The following is a 20,035-nucleotide window of genomic DNA, read 5'->3' as shown; positions in this document are numbered from 1 at the left end:
CACACAGGTTATGCGCTAAACCTGTGGGAGCGAGCCCGCTCGCGAAGAGGACTTTAAGGCTGTTGCCAAAAAATCCGGATCAGAAGTAATAACCGATGTTCATGTACAACTGGTTTTCCCACTGGTTACTACCACCAGCCCCCAGACTCTGGGTAAGGCTGCCGCCACCGATGACCGGATCATTCTTGCCGTACAACCATTCCGTGGCGATCCATAGCTTGCTGAGGGAGAACGAGGTGCCGAAAATCATCCGTTGCGAGGTCTTGAAATCGTCCGCGGACTTATCGAAGGCGCTGTAGTTGGCGTACAGCTTCACACCGCTGATCTGATCGAACAGGTACTTGCCGCTGACGTCGTAGCTCAAATCCGCCACATACAAGTTGCCGCGACTGGCGACGTTGAAGGTGCCGTCGTAACCGCCGAAAGTCACCAGTTCATCGGTGCCAGGGTTGCGCGGGGACATCTGCTGTCGCGCGGCTTGCAGTTGCACGCCCCACGGACCGTTTTTGCCGATGTAGTGCACCGCCATGGCATTGCGCCGGCCATCGTTGTTGGTGTCGCGGTTCTCCAGGGACGAGGTCAGGCCGGAGATCCCGACTTCAGACTTCCACGGCCCCAGGTCCAGCGCCTTGGCCACCCGCAGGACCACTGTGTTGCGTTCCTGGTTGTTACTGCCGTCGGTGACATAGCTGTCCGCTTCGGAGACCACGGTGGAGTAGGTTTCACCGTTGCTGGTGCCTTTGCCCTGCCAGGCCGGGCGCAGGTAATAACCGGCCTGAACATTCCAGTCGCCGCTTTGCTGGATGTACTTGGCACCGACTTCTTCGATGTCTTCCAGTCCTATGACGCTGCCCAGGGTTTGATAGAACGTGCTGCCGAAGTACGGCTGCAAACCGAACGGCAGCTGGTTCAGGCCGACCTGGACCTGCTGGTCGGGGTTGAACTTGTAGCCGATCCACGCCAACTCGGCGAACTGGACGTCACCGACATTATTTGTGTACTTGTAAGGGTAGGCTCGACCGTAGAAACGGTACTTGGCTTCGCCAATCCAGGTGTCGGAGTTGTACTTGGCGCTGAGGATCGCGGTGTCGAAGTTGAACGTCTGGATGTCGCGATCCGGGTCATAGTCCCAACGCGCCCGGACGGCACCACCGAGATCAAGGTTATCGGTAACCTGGATCGCCATCGCAGGGCTGGAAAGGGCGCCCAATAGCGCCAGTGGGGTCAATGAGCGCAAGGCCCGGGTTGTATTCAAGTTCATGGTCGCTCCGTCTCTTCTCTAGGTCTTATTTTTGGCAACAGCTATCCCGGCCACGGCAAAAGCGCGGTCTGGATAAAAGGGGTAAGACCCGCCAGGACGAAGGCTGTTAACAGCGTCCAGGTGCGGGCCGGGAGGGTCAGCCGCCGGCGGCCTGCAGGGTCTGGGTGTAGCTATGCAGAGCCTGTATATGGCACCTCTTCATTAAGGCTGGGAGGTGTCTGACAAGCCGCGGTCATTCATACTCCCGCGTCAGCTGCGTTGCAGTTCTTCAACTACTGCCGCACAGGCACGGAAGGTATTCAACGTCCACTCTGGATTGATAAAGTCCGGCCAACTGGAAAGTTTTACGATTGCCACTTCAGAGGCCGGATCCCAATAGATACTCTGCCCAAATACTCCGCGCGCCGAGTAGGTACCTAGTTCACTGTCCAATACCCAGCACTGATTACTGTATGCCGCGCCAGGAAAGCTCTTGACGTAAAAGCCATAGAGAACCTCAAAAGCCGGTGTGGAGCCACGGCCGCATTCACGCACAAACTCCTCTGGAACAATCTGCTGGCCGTTGAAACGTCCCCCCTGCAGATACATTTGGGCAAAGCGCCCCAGATCACGCAGCGTGGCGCTCATCCCGCCATCGGCCAATGCAGTTCCAACGCTATCGAGGGTGATATTCGCGTCTTGCTCTGCCCCCAGTCTTGACCAGATTTCCCGGCTCAGTAAAACGGGCAGCCGCTCGCCGCAAGCCCGCTCACAAACCCAGGCCAACATGTCGGTATCCACTGAGCGGTACTCAAAGTAGTGGCCATGCTCACGGTCCTTACTCAGCGACTTCAACAAACCATAAATGCTGTCAGGTGACTCTCGCTCTCCCCGTTCACGCCAACCCGAGGCGATATCCAACTGAATGAATTCAGCATCAGGATCGGTGTAGTCCTCCCTGAATCTCACTCCCGTGCGCATATCCAGAAGATCCTGTACCCGAGCGTCGCCATAACCGCTTGCCGAAAGCTCGGGCACATAGTCRCTGACACGCGCTTGGGGATCGATTCTGCCCTGGCCGATCAATCTGCCGACCAAGCTACCGACGACGGTCTTGGATACCGATTGCAACAGATGCAACGTGTGCGGCTGCATACCGTTGAAATACTGCTCCGAAACCACCTTGCCTTGATGAAGCACCAAAAAACCATCGGTGTAGCTATCGGTCAAGAAGGTCGCCAGATCGGTTTGTCCGCCGTCGACCCGCTGGAAACGTACGTCGTCCAGTGAGCGTTCGTTGCGCTCGAGTTCGGTGACCGGCCCGGGACTGCGATGAATAGCGGCCACCGGAAATAACTGGCTGATGTGCTGGAACGACCAGCGGTTATAGGGCGGACTGTCCCAATTATGCAGGCCGACTTGCTTTTCCCGGGGCGGCGGATAGCCCTGCATCAAACTTAGGTCCTGATAACCAATGCCGGGAGCGGTCATGTCTTTTTTATTGTACATAGGGGTTCAGCTCTCATCGTTCAGAGGGTGGTGGCAAGAAAAGCGGTGGCCGTGATCCTGGGTCTCGGCTGGCACCTCTCGGCGACAACGCTCACTGGCCCGCGGGCAACGGGGCGCGAAGTGGCACCCGGCAGGCCGGTTCAAGGGGCTGGGGATCTCGCCACTCAGGATTTGCAACTGGTCACGGCGCTCCGGGTCGATGGAGGGCACTGAATTGAGCAGCGCACGAGTGTAGGGATGACGCGGTCGGCCGAACACCTGTTCCACAGGCCCGGCCTCGACGATGCGCCCCAAGTACATCACCAGCACCTGCTGCGCCAGATACTCGACCGTCGCAAGGTCGTGGCTGATGAACAGGTAGCTCAGGCCATTGTCGGTCTGCAGCGTCTTGAGCAGTTGCAGCACCTGGGCCTGGACCGACACGTCGAGCGCCGCCGTAGGCTCATCGAGGATCAGCAGTTTTGACTCCAGCGCCAGGGCCCGGGCGATAGCGATACGCTGCAACTGGCCACCGGAGAATTCATGGGGATAGCGTTCCATGTGCTCCTCGCCCATCCCCACATTTCCCAGCAGCGTGAGAATGCGCGCGTGCAAGGCGCTACCGCGCAAACCAAAGGCAACCTTCAGCGGCTCGGCAACAATCGCCTTGATCGTCATTTTTGGGTTCAGCGAGGCATACGGGTTCTGGAACACCATACTCAAGCTCCTGCCCCGCGCCCTGGCATCAGTGGGCAGCGGCCGACCTTCGACCAGAATTTGCCCACTATCGGCTGGCAGCAGACCGAGCAAGGTCGCGGCCACCGTACTTTTGCCACAACCGGATTCCCCCACCAGCGCGACCGTCTCACCGACCTGCACCTCCAGGCTGATGTGGTCAATGGCGGTCACCAGGCCATCGCGGCTGGCGTAGGTCTTGTGCAACTGATTGACGCTCAACAGTGCGGGCTGTTTGTTGTTATTCATAGCCGTTTACCTTTCAAAGAAGCCTCACACCTTGACCAATATGTTGTGGCAAGCTGCCCAGTGCTCCTTGCCGATGACAACCCTCGGCGCAGCCTGATTGCAGCGTCCGGTGGCGCGTTCACAACGTGGGTTGAAGGCACAGCCAGCCGGGGGAGCCGCCATGTTCGGCACCTGCCCCGGGATGAAGCCCAGGGGCTGGGGTCCCTGCCCCAACTTGGGCACGGTGCCCATCAACTTCAGGGTGTAGGGGTGTGCAGGTCGCTTGAACACCTCGCCCACCGGACCGCTCTCCACCACTTCGCCGGCATACATCACCGCCACCCGGTCACAGAGCGAAGCCACTACCCCAAGGTTGTGGGTGATAAACAGAATCGCCAGGTCCTGCTCCCGTGCCAGTTTGCGCAGCAGGGCGATGATCTGCGCCTGCACTGTGACGTCCAGCGCCGTGGTCGGCTCATCGGCGATCAGCAGTTTTGGCCGACAGGCCAGCGCCATCGCAATCACCACGCGCTGCAACTGACCGCCAGACATCTGGTGCGGGTACTTGGCTAGCGCTAGAGAGGGGTCGGGCATGCTCACCGCTTCCAGCGAGCTCAGCGCCTCGGCGCGGATTTCTGCCTTACTCAGTTGCCGATGGCAGCCGATGACATCGATCATCTGCCGCCCGACGGTGAAGAACGGGTTGAGCGCCTTCATCGGATTCTGGAAGATCATCGCCGCGCCACCGCCACGCAAAACCGCCAGCTGCGACGCCGACGCGCCGTTGACCTGCTGTCCGGCGACCCTGACACTGCCTCCCAGCCGAGCGGCCTCAGGCATCAATCCAAGGCAGGACATGGCCGTCATTGACTTGCCCGAGCCCGATTCCCCCACCAACCCGAGGATCTCGCCGCGCCTTATCTTAAGGTCGATGCCGCGTACGGCCTGTACGGTCTTGAACAAACCTGGGAAGGACACCGTCAGCCCTTCCACTTCCAGCACCAGGTCTTGAGCTGCGTCGTTATTCGCAGCGGCGAGACGCTCAATAGTCGAATACTGCAAGGATTCGTCGATCATCAGCGCATCCCCTTCTTTGGATCAAGCACATCGCGCAGCCCGTCACCTACCAGGTTGACGGCCAGCACCAGGACAAAAATCGCCACTCCGGGAAACAGCACCGTCCAGGGATTCTCGAGTAACTGCGAGCGCGACGCTGCGGCCATCAGCCCCCATTCGATCATGGGCGGCTTGGCCCCCAGCCCGATAAAGCTCAGCGAGGCAGCGGCGAGAATGGTGTAACCAAAGTCCATGGACCCCTGCACGATCACAGGCGTGGTGGCATTGGGCAGTACATGGCGAAGCAAGATACGGCAGTGACTGACGCCCATGGAACGGGCGGCATGGATATAGGTTTCTGACCGAACCCGTACTACCGCACCGCGCATGATCCTCGCGTACCAGGGAAACCAGGAGACAGCGAGCGCTAACATGGCATTGGCCAATCCCGATCCCAGCGCAGCGGTGATAGCGATCGGCAACAACAGCGGTGGAAAGGCCAGGAACACATCTGTGAAACGCATCAGCAGCGTATCCACTCGACCACCGAAGTAACCGGAAACAAGCCCGATCGGAATCCCGATCAGCATCGCAATCAGAGTCACGCTCACTCCGATGATCAGCGAGGTGCGTGCGCCATAAAGCACCCGTGAAAGAATGTCGCGACCAAACTCGTCGGTGCCCATCCAGTGTGCCCAGTTGGGTGCCAGCAATTTCTGGGAAAAGACAATCTTGTTCGGCTCATAAGGTGCAAGCCAGGGGGCGAAGACTGCCGCCAGGATGATCAGCAGCAATAACAGCGCGCCGAATACAAACAACTTGTTATCGCTGGCAAACGCCAAGGCTTTGATACGCCATGATGGGGCTCGCGAGGGCATGGACAGGGATACGTCTTGGATACTCATTGGACTCGCAACCTCGGATCAACAAGGTGATACAAGAGATCAACGATCAGGTTGATCGACAGATACGTCGTGGCCAGCACCAGGGTGGCGCCCATCACAGCGGGGAAATCATTCTGGGCAATTGAAAACACCACGAAGCCGCCCAGGCCAGGCCAATCGAAAATGAACTCAACGACTACCGCACCACCGAGCAGGTAACCGAAGGTCAGGCCCACCACTGTCAGGAGCGGAATCATTGTCGCCTTCAGGGCATAGGCGTAATGGATACGCCACTTGGGTACACCGTAAGAAACGGCCGTACGGATGTACTCCTCGGATAACACCTCCACCATCATGTTGCGGGTGATCCGGGTGACAGTGGCCAAGGTCACGATGACCAGGGTGAGCACGGGTAGCGTCAGGTGTTTGATGGCGCTCCACAGTGCTACGAAATTACCGGCCAGCAGAGTGTCGATCAGGTAAAAGCCTGTCACACGCTCAAAAGGGCTATCGAGAAGAATGGAAGCATCGATACGTCCTTGCAGGGGCAGCCAGTTGAGCTTGCCGTAGAACAATAACTGCAAGCCCATGGCCAGGATGAAAACTGGAAACGCCGTCCCTGCGATGGACCCCGCTCGTGCCGCATTATCGACCACTGAGTTCTGCCGCGCCGCCGAGATGACACCGATCGGCACCCCTAGCACCACCACCCAGAACATCGCCAGGAATGTCAGTTCAAAAGTCGCGCCAACCCGCCTGACCACTTCCTCCATCACCGGCCGCCCGGTGCGCAGACTAGTGCCAAAATCACCTCGCAGAAGATCACCGATGTAACTGAAGTATTGGATCGGCAGAGGCTTATCCAACCCCAGTTTTTCCCGTGCGACGGCAATCTGCTCCACCGTGGGGTGGTTTCCCAGCATCATTTCTACCGGGGAACCCGGAAGAGCTCGGCTCAGAACGAAGGTGATGGTCAACACTCCCAAAAGAATGAAGAACATCACTATCAATCGCTGAGCTATATACTTCGCCATTTGGAATACCCCTTGTGGCTAAAAAACTTGACCCTGACTTCTTACGCCCTACATAAAAACCCCAAAAGCGGATTAACCCTTGAGGGAATGACCAGGCAAATTAACTAACTGCCTGGTTATCGATTTACATGGCAAATCAGGTATTACACGTACCACTTCATCAAAGACGACTAAGCATTCAGCGATTCAGGTTGTAGTAGAGAATCGCCTCATAAGCAGGATTCAGGCTCTTTTCCATACCCTTGATGTCTTTGCGGGAGACACGTATCTGCTGCACGTCGGCGTACCAGATCGCAGGAGCGTCCTTGGCCAGTATCTGCTGGGCCTGCACGTACTTTTCAGTGGACTTGGCCCGATCACTGCCCTCTAACGCCGCCGCCTCTTCGATCAACTGATCAAAGTTTGGGTTGCTGTAGTGAGACAGATTGAATAGCGTGGTTTTTTCTGTATGGAACTCACTGAAAAGCCAATCGCTGGGTGTCGGATACGTCGGCCACCAAGCCATAGATTGCATGTTGGGAGCGGTATCCAGCTTCTTTGCCTTATCCCAGATCACACCCCACTCGCCGGGGAGTAACTCCACCTCAACGCCAACCTGAGACGCCGTCGCCTGAAATAGTTCAGCAGCGTTTGCATAGATGCCACTGATGTACTGCATCGAGACCTTCCAGTCCTGCTTAGGTACACCGGAGGCTTCCAACAATTGTCGGGCTTTATCCAGATCGTAAGAGGCCATAGGCACGCTGGCATGCCCCCAGATACTGGTGGGCAAAGGCCCCTTGGGAACGCTGCCGTAGCCATGCAAAATATCTTTGGTGACACTTTCATAGTCCCAGAGGTACTGCAGCGCCTGACGAAATGCCAGGTTGTTCGTAGGGTACTTCTGGGTATTGATCAAAAACTGAAAGTTCTTCCACGAAGGCGCGGTGCTCACCTTGATGGAGGGGTTCTCTCCCAACACCTTGAGCTGATCAAGAGGGATATCCCAAGCGACACCGGCCTCGCCATTTTTGATCATCTGGGTACGAGTGGCGGCTTCGGATACGACCTTCACGATAACCCGATCAAATTGCCCTTCTTTCCAACCTCCCCAGTAGCCATCGAATCGCTCAAGCACCACTTGCTGGCCCTGTTCGACCTGCCCAAGTTTGTAGGGACCGGTACCGATGGCGTTGGGAGCCATCATCCAGTCATGACCTTTCTCCACCGCCGCCGGGGCAATGATGTAAGCGGCATACTGACCTGCCGCGATCAGATTGGCCGGAGTGGGACTCTTAAACTTGAGCACTACCGTATCGTCAGCGAGGGCCTCGACGGCATCCAGACCTTTCCATACAAATGCAGCGCCCTGTTTCAGCTCCTTGACGTAATCAATGGACTTTTTGACCGCTGCGGCATTAAAGGCCGAACCGTCATGAAATTTAACGCCGTGCCGCAGCTTGAAGGTCCAGGTCTTGCCGTTGTCGCTGCTTTCCCAGGACGTGGCAAGCCCGGGGGAAAACTCCTCAGCACTGCCTGGCGCGTTATATACGACTAGTGTCTCGTAGATATTGCCCAGTACCCGCACTTCCTCCGAAAAGGCCGAGGCTGGATCCCAATCCTTGAAAGAGGCTCGATCAGCGACAACCAAGGTATTGTTTGCCGCATACACCAAACCACTGGTCAATGGCGCAGTAATGGACAGCGCCATCAACCCCGCCATCAATGTTCTTTTGAATTCCATAGGTGTTCCTCTTATTTTTATGGCGGGCCCAGCGGATCACTTGTAGAAACAGGCACTCATTCAACTGGAATGAATGATGTGATTGGCCGTTAACGAAACTGACATTTGAGTGGTGTATGGCATTATCGATCTGCCGCACGGCCAGCTCAATTTCGCGAGCACGAAGAAAAAAACGCCAGGTGACGCCCCAAAGCGTCACCTAGCGTCAACTTTAAAAAAAGACTAAAACAGCGGAGGGACGAGGTTGAACTCACCTTCTGATGGATGTACCAGTAGCCGCGACCTCACCTCGTCGGGAATCTCAGGGGCATCAATCGGAAAACAGCTGCAACTGGTGAGAGCGTTACGCAGGTCGATCGACTCGCCTAGGTGCTCAAATACAATATGGGCACCAAAAGGACGGCGGAAATTGTCACCCGAAACGCCGAGTACCAAGCCGTTGAGAAAACGGAAACGACTGCGATAGGAGGGATAAAGCGCTGACCAGATATAGCCCCGGGACGAGAGGTACTCGCGCTCGACGATGTAAATCAGATCCGATGAGGCAAAGCAGAACCCACGATATTTATTGATGCCGAAACTGTTCATCTGGTCATCGCCCAGCCTCATCCGCTCGTAGGTTTTACTCAGGATCTTTTCGCCGGAGCGGGTCAAGCGGGTAATCGACTTGATCACCTCCCCCGGCGCGGCAGGCGACATCAAATAGACAAAGTAGTAACCCTGGTACTTCGACAACGCCTGCGCGGAGCTCGGAAAAAAATCGGCTGGTACCGCACTGTCCGGCTCTCGCGCCGTGCGTTGCCTGTTGAGCAGAGCGCGGAAGGATTCATGCTCGGAGAATATTTCCTCCTCATCCACCCCAAAAAAAGTGCAGATCTTGCGCAGGGTAAAGGACGAGGGAGTCGCTTGCGCCCCCAAGTATTTGTTGAACTGCTGGCGGTTGATATCAAGGGAGCGGCATACCTTCGCCACCGACTTATAATATCCGCAGAGAAGGCGCAAGTTTTGACTGAAGTCTTGCATCGACTGAGATGAACTGGAACTGACCATAAAGAGTATTCCTAACGCCAGAATTGACAACATGCTGAACTAATCGTCGCTTGGGGTCACGGCTTCAAAAGCTCAGTGCAAGACAGTGCCTGAAAGTGGCGCAGAAGCTCGGCATTGCCAACCCGTGATCGACGCGAGCATTGAGCCCGACCATAGCGACTAGGTGAGGAAATATTCAACAAATACAAAAGCTTATCCAGCGATTCCTGACCCATCGGCAGAATTAACATCGGCTGCATATTTGTAATTCGCGCCCATTGCTACCCAAGATGTCACCGCTGTGGTCTTCATTAACACCACCGGTGCAGGCGAGGCCGGGGCAGGCACCAACGAAAAAGCCCCGAATAATCAGGGCTCTAACATATATATGTCGTGGCATTTTCCGTGAATACTACAACGGGCTTGCCTGTAAGCCATTTAGCAGGCCCGCTGCCTACTCTCACAGAATCGTCCGCGATACGACGCCAAACCTATCAAAGTCGAGCCGTACCCGTACTCAATGCCCCTGCGCCAGCCACCGCTGTGTATCCTCCAACGCCTTGCTGAAACAGTTGATGATCAGGTCGACTTCTTCCGCTGTAGTGACCAGGGGTGGGCAGAACGCAATGCTGTCGCCAATGTTGCGGACAATCATGCCGTGCTCTTGGCAGCGAGCATTGAAATAACTACCGACCCGGCGAAGCGGCTCGAACCGGGTTTTCTCCGATTTATCTGCGACCAGCTCAACGGCGGCAATGAAGCCGACACCTCGGATTTCCCCGATTAACGGGTGGTCAGCATATTGCGAAAGGCCAGCTCGCAGTCGCGCCCCCATTTCGGCCGCGTGTTCTACCAGGTGTCGCTCTTCAATCAACTTGATGTTCTCCAGCGCCACTGCCGCAGCCACTGGGTGCCCGCTCGCGGTGAAGCCGTGTCCAAAGGTCCCAATGGTCGAACTTTGCCCCGCGATCTCCTGATAAATCCGTTCGTTGATCAACACTGCTGCAAGCGGTTGATATGACGAGGTCAACTGTTTAGACAGCACCATAATGTCTGGCTCGATGCCGAACGTAGTCGAGCCGAACATGTTGCCAGTGCGGCCAAATCCACAGACGACCTCGTCTGCTACCAACAAAATATCGTACTTGCGGCAAACCGCCTGGATCTTTTGCCAGTAGCCGCGCGGAGGAACAATAACCCCACCGGCCGCCATCAAAGGTTCGCCGATGAACGCAGCCACTGTATCGGGCCCTTCGCGTTGGATGAGGGTTTCGAGCCCTTTTGCAAGACGATCCGAAAATGCCTCCTCCGACTCGCCGGGTTCGCCGAAACGATAGTGATGCGGGCACATTGCATGCGCTATATCCATCATAGGCAGGTCGAAAGCACGATGATTGTTCGGCAAGCCAGTTAGGCTCGCCGCAGCGATGGTCACGCCATGGTAGGCTCCGATGCGGGATATCACCTTTTTCTTCAGCGGCAGGCCACGGGCGTTATTGTAGTAACGAACCATTTTCACCACCGTGTCGTTGGCCTCAGAACCGGAGTTGGTAAAGAAAACCTTGCTCATCGGCACCGGCGCCAGCGAGATGAGCTTCTCCGCGAGATCCACGGCAGGCTGATGCGTTTTGTGAGTAAAGGTGTGGTAGAAAGGTAGCTTACGCATCTGCGTCATGGCCGCCTCGACCAGTCGCACCTCGCTGAAGCCAAGTGCCGCACTCCACAGGCCCGACATGGCTTCGATATAGCGACGCCCCTCGGTGTCATAGACGAAAACCCCATCCCCGCGCTCAATTGCCAACGGACCGACACCTTCGTGCATCCGCGCATCGGTATAGCTATGAAGGTGATGGGCTATATCCCTCGCGTACAGTGTGTCAGTGGCATTGGACATGGGTGTCTCCAAGAAAGAAAGTGACGACCCCGCTCACCTTAATAGCAACTTGGCGGGGTATGGATTTAAGTTTTGGCTGGGAAATTAGTCCGGAACACAGTCGTTCCAGACTAGCTTGCGGCACTTGGTTATAACGCGGTTATGGCATGAGAATCGCTGTGCTCTAACGTGGTTTTCCCCTTCGCTGTTTTTGATATTCAGCCCGTGCCCACTCATTTGAGAGCTGAGTTTGATACAGTTTCTCCTGCTCAGACAGGCACTTTATTACTTCCTCAGTGGTGCCTTCATGTCACCACTCCATAGCTAGTACGGAGGAATTCCTCCCCCATGAGCTTCGTACATTCCGAACGGATCGTTATCCAGAGCAAATCGCCATAAACGGCAAGTCTTTGCCACTAACAGCGAAACTAGCGGACAGCGCCCCCCCAAGCCGATTGTCGAAGGTCATTCGCCAGTCATTCGCAACGGGTCCGTTCGTGATGGGCGCGTGCATAGCATGTTGGTGAATGAGCGCGGTTGCGACAATAACTGGGAGATACTTTTGTGAATGGACGAAACTTTGACGAGCCAGCGTCAATGGCAGGAGGAACATGCGCGCATGTGTTGAGCGGAAGATCAGTTTGAGGCTATTTGACCTGGATCTACTCAAGTATCAAACCGAACTTTTACCTGACGGCTAAATTATTCTTCAGCGCAATCGTGTTGACTTATCACACCAGCTGACTGGCCACCCGTCGTCTCCGCGATAGACTGCTGCATCCAAGCGCGGAAGCGCGCCAATGTCACTTCATTCCAACGCTCACGCGGTCCAACTAAATAATAGCCTCCGAGCCGAACATCGGTTCCAAGCAACTCGACCAGCCGCCCGGTGCGCAGATCATCAGCGGCAATTAGGCGTGTCGCGAGTGCGATTCCCTGCCCTGTTAGGGCCGCGTCGACCGTAAGATTGGCTGACCAGAGCCGCGGCCCGTTCAACACTACTTCATGCCCATAGCCAGCCTGATGGAACCATTGTCGCCATTGATCGCGGCTTTCCTCATGTATCAACGGCTGACTCACAAGATCGTCAAGAGAGCGGATGGGTGCGTTCTTGCTGATCCAGTCCGGGCTAGCGACCGGGAAAATCCGCGGCCTTTCCAGCAAAATCCAGCGCACATTCCCCTTCGGCTCATCCAAATAACGGATATCGACATCGGCGTCGTAATGCGCGAAATCGGGCTCTAGATCGGTCGCGCGCATGACGAAATCAATACCGGGCAGCGCAAGTTGGAGCTGGTTAAAACGCGGCGCCAGCCAACGCGTCGCGAGACCAGGGACACACCAGATTCGTAAAACCGAGCGGCTTACCGCCGGACGCAATTCCGCCGTCGACTTGGCGATCATGTCGAAAGCCATTCCCACAGTCTCGGCAAAAAGCCTGCCTTCCGTAGTCAGCCGAATGCCTCGTGGTCCAGCATCCACAAGTCGCGTGCCAAGCCAGGATTCAAGATTTCGCACATGGCGGGAAACGACTGTATGGCCGACATTGAGATCATCCGCAGCCTTGCGCATCGAGCCGAGCCGGCTCACTGCCTCAAAGGCGCGGACCATCGAAAGCGGCGGTAGACGTCCGCGTTTGGCGCCACTTTCTAGCTCCTCTTCTGGCGATTTGGTTTTGCGCAAGCATGCCTCCTTGAAAGTGAGTGTTTCCACAAGTTTAAACGTCATAATGCCGAAAACCCCTCCTGTGCGAAATGAAATCCGGGGCTCGTTCCCGAAGAGACGCACAGAGGTCTATGACGAAGCGCCTATCGCTGACGGATCCTCAAGCCCGCTGAACCGCAGCCTCAGGTCGCTCGGCGTTCTACGCCTATTCCACGAACTATCCGATCGATACCGAGCACGGCGTCATCGTGGATGTGGAACCCACACCGGCTGATCGAACCATAAGTCGAGAGCACCAAGAAGATGATCGATCGGGTCGAAGCGCAGTTCGACATCAAGCCGGAACGCCTCATTGGCGACACCGCTTACGGTACTGCGCAGATGCTGGCCTGGGTGGTGGAGGAAAAAGACATCGAGCCGAATGTGCCGGTGTGGGACAAAACTGAGCGCAAGAACGATAGCTTTTCGAGTTACGATTTTCACTGGAATGAAGAGGCCGAGGAATACCGCTGCCAAGCCGGCAACTTATTACGCCGCGAATGGCGAGCCTCCAAGAACGAGCGTTTGCACCTCACCAAAGCCAACACCATCATCTTCCGATCCTGGCAGACCGACTGCGTAGCTTGTCCGATGAAAGCCAAGTGTTGTTTCGCAAGCTCGCAGCTTCCATGAAGCCGCTCGTGATGTGGATCGGCGCATCGCAGCGAGGGCGTAATACGTGCGCTCTCGCCACGAACGTAAGAGGTTCGAAATGATGTTTGTCCACCCTCTAGCGCATACTGAAACTGGATCGCCTGAGACTACGTGGCATGAGTGGCGCGACCGATGAGTTCACGCTGGCGCTACGGTGCAGAGCCTACGACGGCCGGCCAAATTGACATCTCACGGGCCACCAGTCACAGGATAGATGCGCCTGCACTAAGCCAAAAACCTCAAATTATCCCAATAACAAAGCAACAAAGGTCAACGAAGTGCCGAGAAACCACTCAATGTGGTGAGTAGGTTCTCCGGTGGTGGTCGTGCTTGAGTTCAGGCGAGATGAAAATCCGACTTTTTTCAACAGAATCAGCCGAACGCAGCCCTTTGCCATTGCTCCATTTGGAGGGCTGACGGCCGGATATAAGTGGGTGAACGACGGAGGATGCCGTAACCAGACCTACAGGCGTTGAGTTTGCGTCCGTGCGATACTCACCGAGCTGTTACGAGCGATAGCCTTTGCGCAATTTACAATGGTTCGCTGCACCGAAACAGCACCGGACCAAAAACTGAAATTGGGGTTTTTGGCGTGCGGTGATTGATCCTTAGAATCCGCAGGCAATTGGGCGCTACATACTATTTGTCAAAAATTTGGCTCTACGAGTCATAGGTTCCCGTCATCGACAGGGCCTCCAAACAAACGGCAAACCGGCCTCGCCTGTAATTGACTGAACGTCAGCCAATCCTCATACGCCTTCACTGGACACAACCGTTTCAAGCCTGTTGCCGCTCACAGAGATCTGACCCAGTAAAGGCAGGGTCAAAATCGCATCAGTGCCAACACCAAGATGCTCAATGTGATCGAGGCGCTCAAGCCGGAGTTTACAATGCGCGTAAGTCAACTGCCTGTTCAATGATCGGCGCTGCCCCCTGCACTACGTCAAAACCTGTTGCAACCGCGTCTCGTGCAGCGAACTATCTCCATGTAGAGCTGTCTCCATAATTGGATCCAATTGAGGCTTGGAATCTGGCTCGCTCGGAGAGGCCTAGAAGGATTGCCCGCGCCAGCGATTCTAGGACGAATTTAGCAGGAGGCTTTTACCATGGTCTCGATCAGAAGCTCCTATCACCCTATCGATGCCGCGATCCTCTGGTGCAACCTCGCCGACCATCAAGGCGAAATTCTGCAGGTAGATCTTTCTCACCCCGGTAGTCTGCTCAAGCATTTTCCGCAATGGCCCTTTCTCCATGCCTACGCCGAACGCATCTACGACGCCATCGTCTGTGGCGAGTTAGCCGCGACCTACCTTGGACGACCCATTACCTCTATCGATCAGGTTGAACGTGTCTATTGGTCCATCCGCCATTCTGATCTGCGGGTTTGGTTTGCACGCAACTGCCCGGAAGAAAAGCCAGCGTTCCTATTTTCCCAGAATATCGACCATTCCGAATGCGTCAGCCTGACCGCACATCTGGCCCTGCAAGCGGAGCGAGACGCCGGTGCCCGCGAGATTGAAAAACTACGCCAAGCGCACTCGGCAATTGTCGATGAGGCGAAGGCTCACGCCCTCAACCATCACAAGCTATCAGCACAGCTTGGCACATTTGAGGTCCCCTCCGAGGCGTCCGCTTTCGTGCACTACACAATCATCGGCGCACTGCTGGAGGTCGCGCTGGGCAAGTCCAACAGCGGCCGTCTGCAGTCGATCTATAAAAACCAGGCTGCGGTTGTCGAGGCCATTACTACACAATTCCCTGGTGTTCCTGGACTGAGTAAACGCACCCTTGATCGGAAATTTGCGGAGGCTCGCCGTCATTTGGCCCAGGCCTTACAGGCCTAAGGCCGAATTGCCAGGCAATGACCGCCATTGCCTGGCAATGATTTCTCTCCTTTGCCGACCTTCACTGATTGTCACATCCCACCACGCGCCACATGGCGCTACGGAGTGACACCATGCAATCTACCAGCCCTGCCCCTCTGTTAGCCGAGCGCCACATCATGCGTCGTGATGAGGTCGAACAAAAAACCGGGTTCAAACGCTCGCACATCTACAACCTAATGAAAGCCGGACTGTTCCCGCAATGCCGCCGCATCGGCACGCGTGCCGTCGGTTGGGACTCACTGGAGATTGAGCAGTGGGTTCAGGATCGCTTGTCGACGGGAGCCTAGGGTCATGAAAGTTCTTTCGTTGATCTCGACCAAGGGCGGCGCGGGGAAAACCACCGTCGCCGCCAATCTGGGTGGATTGCTCGCCGACTCAGGTTTGCGGGTGTTGCTGCTGGACCTGGACAGCCAACCGACGCTGTCCAGTTACTACGCCTTGTGCGAGCTCCGAGACGCCGGCAGTTACGAACTCATCTCACAACGGCTCACTGCTCACGAGCAGGTGATCACCACCACCGTGATTCAACGCCTTGAATTGATCGTGTCCAACGACCGCGCCGGGCATATAAACACCCTGCTGCTGCAAGCGGCCGATGGCCGCCTGCGACTGCGCAATCTGCTACCAGCCTTCCAGGATCGTTACGATGTGCTCATCGTCGATACCCAAGGCGCGCGCAGCGTGGTGGTGGAGATGGCCTTCCTCGCCTCCGATTGCGCACTGTGCCCAGTCCCGCCGGAAATGCTCGCAGCGCGCGAGCTGCGCCGCGGCACGCTCGGGCTGTTTGAGGAATTGGAGCCGTACCGCTACCTGGGGGTCGCGTTGCCGTCAGTGAAGCTGTTGCTCAATCAGGTTAACGCCAATCGCCGCGATACCCGCTTGATTATGGAGAGCCTCCAAGATTCGTTTAAGGCCGATCCTCATGTCAGCCTCTGCGCCACAGTGATTCCCGATCGGGTGGCCTACCTCAATGCGGCCTCACTGGGGCTGCCCGTGCACCGCGTCGACTTCACTCCACCGGCTGGTAGCCATAGCCGTTGCGCCGCTGAGGTCATGCGTGCACTGGCGCTCGAGTTGTTTCCAGAATGGACCGACCTACTGAGCTCCCCAACAGCGTACGAAACTAGCCAAACGTCAACAGCCGGTAGCCGGCTTATCCGTCGCGACTGATCGGAGGATGTGTGATGAAGCCGCCGACCTCCGAAGAAATCACACGTCAACTGCAGCAAGCCCATTTCCCGCAGAAGCCGGACCGTGAGGTCACGGCCGCTCCCGTCGGCGACACAGCGATGGTCGTCACCCTCGAGCAACTGCGTCCCTACGAGCTCAATCCGCGTGTCATTCGCAATCCGCTGTATGACGAGCTCAAAGCCTCGATCCGCGAACGCGGTTTGGACCAACCACCCTCCATCACCCGTCGGCCGAATGAGCAGCACTTCATCATCCGCAACGGCGGCAACACCCGTTTGAGCATCCTCGGTGAACTCTGGCAGGAAACCCGCGAAGAGCATTTCTTTCGTATTCACTGCCTGTTCCGTCCCTGGCAATCCGAGTCACATGCCTTGCTTGGGCACTTGGCCGAAAGCGATTTGCACGGTCAGCTCACGTTCATCGAGAGGGCCCTCGCGGTAGCGAAACTCAAGGACATGTTTCAGGAGCCTAGTGCCCCCCTGAGCCAACGCGAGCTCTCCGCGCGCTTGAGCCAAGGTGGGTACCCTGTCTCGCAATCGCATATCAGCCGTATGTTCGATGCGCTCGAGCATCTGCTACCTGCCATTCCGCAGATCCTTTATGCAGGTCTCGGCAAACCCGTCATCGAGCGGCTGATCACGCTGCGGCGCCGAGCGGAGTCGACCTGGAACCAGTATTTCGGTGATGCCCAACAATTCGCGATGCTGTGGTTAGAAGTGTTGTCGACATTCGAAGGTGAAAAACCCGAACTGGACTCGAGTGAGCTACAGGACGAGCTGATCGCCAAAATGGCAATGATCCTGAATCAGACGCCCCGCCTGCTAGCTCTGGAAATGTACCAGGAACAGCACGTGTCGCCTCACGCAGCAACTAACGCTCACCCTCTGCCTCAAAGTTTAGAAGATGACCCTCCACGCCCGTCGCCAGAAAGCGTGGACGCCTCCGACACATCAATCGAGTCGTCTAATCCCGAGCAACAGCTAAGTAGCGGAGCCCCTTCGACGGCGAAAGAGCCCCGCCTCTCCCACATTCGCCAGGCGCTAAGTGACGAGCAGCCTACTGTGAAGCAGCAGCATGGCATCGATGACGTTCAGTCACCGGTGAACCCGGTTTCACCACGCGTCACGTCACTGAATGACATCAACGGCTTGCGCGAAACCTGCGTCACGCTGGCGACCGATCTAGCCAAATATGCCGACGCCAGTGCAATGGTCAGGCCGCAAGCTGACGGCCTGGGCTTCACGCTGTCACTGGAGTACGGCGAACTGCTCAGCCCACGATATACCGGCATTCAGCTTTTGCTCTCGGCCCTGCTGCGTTTACAAGATGACGTGGCCTGGGAACAACGTCAGCAGTTGCCGGCCGCGTTGTTTGGTCAGCTGCTGATCGGGGCCTACGACCTGCCATTTGCYGAACGCCCCTCTCTGACAGTTGGCCTCGAGCGGCTCCCCGATGCCCAGCTGGAGCAACTATTTGCGTTGATCCGCCACGCCCGGCGGCTGATCGATCTGACGCTGTCGTCCACTCGCTACCGTGAGGAACTGCCTCATGACCACCACCTTTAATTTGTTGAACCATGCCATGTTGAATCAGGTGCTGCATGAACTGCGCCATGGGCGTCTGCAGCGGTGCAAAGCCTTGGGGCTGGCCGATGAAGACATCGAGGTCCTGCAGTCGCTACCACCGACCACCTTGTCCCACCTGGCGCACTCGTCCATCGCCTGGGTGGAGGTCAAAGTCGACACGGCTGTGCTGCGACGCCTCATCGCTCAGGCCGAACGGGATGAACAAAACGAGCGGTTGATCAATCGGGCGCTCAAGTTGGGGGCGAGCTCCAGCATCATGTACCGCTGCTTTGGCCTGGACCATTCGGAAACCGCGCTGCGTCGTCGCGTGCTTAAAATCGAGACCCACCGCGGTCGGCCGGTTCAGCTCAGCGAAGCGCAAGAGCATGCGGTGTGGAACCGCTGGAGCCAACTGCGGAAAGACGACCCGGACAACGATCCGTTGGATGCGATGATGATGCTGGCGGAGGAGCGACACATCAGCCTGACCTTGATCTGGCAACAGATCGAATTGTACGGAGGTACGCCATGCTGAACTTCTATCAGGTCGACTGGCAGGATGTGGTACGCCAGTGCTACGACGCGCTGCGGCGTCGTATGGAGTGGCAGGCGGCACAGACCCGAATGGCTGCCCCCGCTAAGGAGGCACCGCTACGGACCATCTACTATGGCGACAATGATCCGCTGCCCCAAGCGTTGCTGCTTGATCGCCGGCTGACGCCGCTGGAACGCAACACCTGGCAGGTGTTGCGCTGGCTGATCACTGAACGTCATGTGAAAACGCCCCGCTACCAGGACCTGCAGCCCTACCTAGCTACCAGCCCCTGCGGGATGCAGGCATCGCGCGAGACCATCGCCCGAGCGCTCAACGTACTTCGCACCACCCGCTGGCTCAGTTTGGTTGATCGATCCCGCGATGACCAAGGCTGCCTGCGCGGTTGCGTCTATGTGCTGCACGGCGACCCGTTGACTCCAGCCGAACAGCTTGAGCTCGACGGCGGCTACGCGGCGCTGCTCCAGCAGAACCTCACCCACGCCACTAAAGGTGTGCGTGATGTGGCGCAGCATGTGATTGAGGAAATTCACGCAGACCCACAAGTGGCGGCGGTCGTTAAGGAAAAACTCGCCGCACCTGCTTCGCCAGCTCAGCAGCAATCGCTTTCCCTTACCAGCGCGGATGCGGACAATTCCGAACTCAGAAAAAACCACCAGGTTCGGACCGCAGACGCATCGGCAACGAATCGCGAATCCTGCGGTAACGCACCGATTTCGGCTGTGGTTCGGAATACCGACGCCGGCCGTACAGTACAGAAAGACAAAAGCAAAAAAAGTACGGTACTGGCGCAGGTTGAGTTAGGCCGAGCCCGATGGCCAGAGGACCTACCGCTAAGCCCAACTGAGCGACGCATGGCCATCCAGGCGATGCGCCAGCTCGACCCTGAACAGCAACAAGCAGTGATCAACGAAGCGGCGGTGCGGTGTGCCCGCGGCGAAATCCGCAAACCGGTCGCCTACCTGATGGGCTTGATCAAGCGCGCATGCCAAGGGGAATTTACCTTGTGGGCGGCCCGTGCCGAGACGACTCTGCCAGTAACCACGTCCCACCGCGATCCGAAGGCAGAACCGCCCTGCGAGCGTCCACGGCGCAGCGGCGAACGCACGGCCTCTCCACTCGCCTTGGCGTGCCTGGAGGAACTGAAGCAACGCTGTCGCGGCATAGGCGCAGCGCCTTAAGATTGGACGCC

16 protein-coding genes and 1 pseudogene are annotated in these 20,035 nt (G+C 56.9%); 7 read left to right on the top strand and 10 right to left on the bottom strand.

Annotated features, from left to right (window positions below):
- Positions 1-79: 79 nt before the first annotated feature.
- The 10 genes from AC1DXW_RS24510 to AC1DXW_RS24465 form a co-directional block, all read right to left on the bottom strand.
- Entirely contained in the window at positions 80-1,261 is a 1,182-nt protein-coding gene (locus AC1DXW_RS24510) for a hypothetical protein (protein ID WP_223531582.1), read from the bottom strand.
- 249 nt (positions 1,262-1,510) lie between these two features.
- Positions 1,511-2,749 (bottom strand): serine hydrolase domain-containing protein, encoded by a 1,239-nt coding sequence (locus AC1DXW_RS24505; protein WP_223531583.1) that lies wholly within the window; start codon positions 2,747-2,749, stop codon positions 1,511-1,513.
- A 6-nt stretch (positions 2,750-2,755) separates the two neighbouring features.
- Positions 2,756-3,712, bottom strand: coding sequence for an ABC transporter ATP-binding protein (locus tag AC1DXW_RS24500; protein WP_159389621.1), 957 nt, complete (start codon positions 3,710-3,712; stop codon positions 2,756-2,758).
- A gap of 24 nt (positions 3,713-3,736) precedes the next feature.
- On the bottom strand, positions 3,737-4,768 hold the full coding sequence (locus AC1DXW_RS24495; RefSeq protein WP_223531584.1) for an ABC transporter ATP-binding protein: 1,032 nt from the start codon (positions 4,766-4,768) through the stop codon (positions 3,737-3,739).
- A complete protein-coding gene (locus AC1DXW_RS24490; RefSeq protein ID WP_477756318.1) occupies positions 4,768-5,652 on the bottom strand; it encodes an ABC transporter permease in 885 nt (294 codons plus the stop codon). Before AC1DXW_RS24490 ends, AC1DXW_RS24495 begins: the two co-directional genes overlap by 1 nt.
- Positions 5,649-6,665 carry an ABC transporter permease gene (locus AC1DXW_RS24485; protein ID WP_077431837.1) on the bottom strand — a complete coding sequence of 339 codons (1,017 nt, stop codon included), beginning with the start codon at positions 6,663-6,665 and terminating at the stop codon, positions 5,649-5,651. Before AC1DXW_RS24485 ends, AC1DXW_RS24490 begins: the two co-directional genes overlap by 4 nt.
- Before the next feature lie 178 nt (positions 6,666-6,843).
- Entirely contained in the window at positions 6,844-8,388 is a 1,545-nt protein-coding gene (locus tag AC1DXW_RS24480; RefSeq protein WP_477760562.1) for an ABC transporter substrate-binding protein, read from the bottom strand.
- A 222-nt stretch (positions 8,389-8,610) separates the two neighbouring features.
- Positions 8,611-9,438: a helix-turn-helix domain-containing protein gene (locus AC1DXW_RS24475; RefSeq protein WP_447902510.1), complete on the bottom strand. Its 828-nt coding sequence runs from the start codon at positions 9,436-9,438 to the stop codon at positions 8,611-8,613.
- Between the two features lie 496 nt (positions 9,439-9,934).
- Entirely contained in the window at positions 9,935-11,311 is a 1,377-nt protein-coding gene (locus AC1DXW_RS24470) for an aspartate aminotransferase family protein (RefSeq protein ID WP_056723405.1), read from the bottom strand.
- A gap of 681 nt (positions 11,312-11,992) precedes the next feature.
- Entirely contained in the window at positions 11,993-12,973 is a 981-nt protein-coding gene (locus tag AC1DXW_RS24465; RefSeq protein ID WP_201783881.1) for a LysR substrate-binding domain-containing protein, read from the bottom strand.
- A gap of 119 nt (positions 12,974-13,092) precedes the next feature.
- Here AC1DXW_RS24465 and AC1DXW_RS24460 point away from each other — a divergent pair.
- The 7 genes and pseudogenes from AC1DXW_RS24460 to AC1DXW_RS24430 form a co-directional block, all read left to right on the top strand.
- Positions 13,093-13,862, top strand: a pseudogene (locus AC1DXW_RS24460) (transposase); the annotation flags it as partial.
- A gap of 892 nt (positions 13,863-14,754) precedes the next feature.
- The gene (locus AC1DXW_RS24455; RefSeq protein WP_218497828.1) at positions 14,755-15,492 is read left to right on the top strand and encodes a hypothetical protein; all 738 of its coding nucleotides are present in this window, start codon (positions 14,755-14,757) and stop codon (positions 15,490-15,492) included.
- A 113-nt stretch (positions 15,493-15,605) separates the two neighbouring features.
- Entirely contained in the window at positions 15,606-15,821 is a 216-nt protein-coding gene (locus AC1DXW_RS24450; protein WP_218497827.1) for an AlpA family transcriptional regulator, read from the top strand.
- Positions 15,822-15,825: 4 nt separating this feature from the next.
- The gene (locus AC1DXW_RS24445) at positions 15,826-16,704 is read left to right on the top strand and encodes a ParA family protein (RefSeq protein ID WP_477755117.1); all 879 of its coding nucleotides are present in this window, start codon (positions 15,826-15,828) and stop codon (positions 16,702-16,704) included.
- 14 nt (positions 16,705-16,718) lie between these two features.
- Entirely contained in the window at positions 16,719-18,290 is a 1,572-nt protein-coding gene (locus AC1DXW_RS24440) for a ParB family protein (RefSeq protein WP_477755116.1), read from the top strand.
- A complete protein-coding gene (locus tag AC1DXW_RS24435) occupies positions 18,274-18,825 on the top strand; it encodes a DUF2857 domain-containing protein (RefSeq protein WP_477755115.1) in 552 nt (183 codons plus the stop codon). Before AC1DXW_RS24440 ends, AC1DXW_RS24435 begins: the two co-directional genes overlap by 17 nt.
- The gene (locus tag AC1DXW_RS24430) at positions 18,819-20,024 is read left to right on the top strand and encodes an STY4528 family pathogenicity island replication protein (RefSeq protein WP_477755114.1); all 1,206 of its coding nucleotides are present in this window, start codon (positions 18,819-18,821) and stop codon (positions 20,022-20,024) included. Before AC1DXW_RS24435 ends, AC1DXW_RS24430 begins: the two co-directional genes overlap by 7 nt.
- Positions 20,025-20,035: the final 11 nt, after the last annotated feature.

It is taken from the genome of Pseudomonas sp. P4_C4 (genome assembly GCF_056402055.1).
The sequence above is the reverse complement of the archived record's forward strand: the minus strand, read 5'-3'. Positions and strand labels throughout refer to the sequence as shown.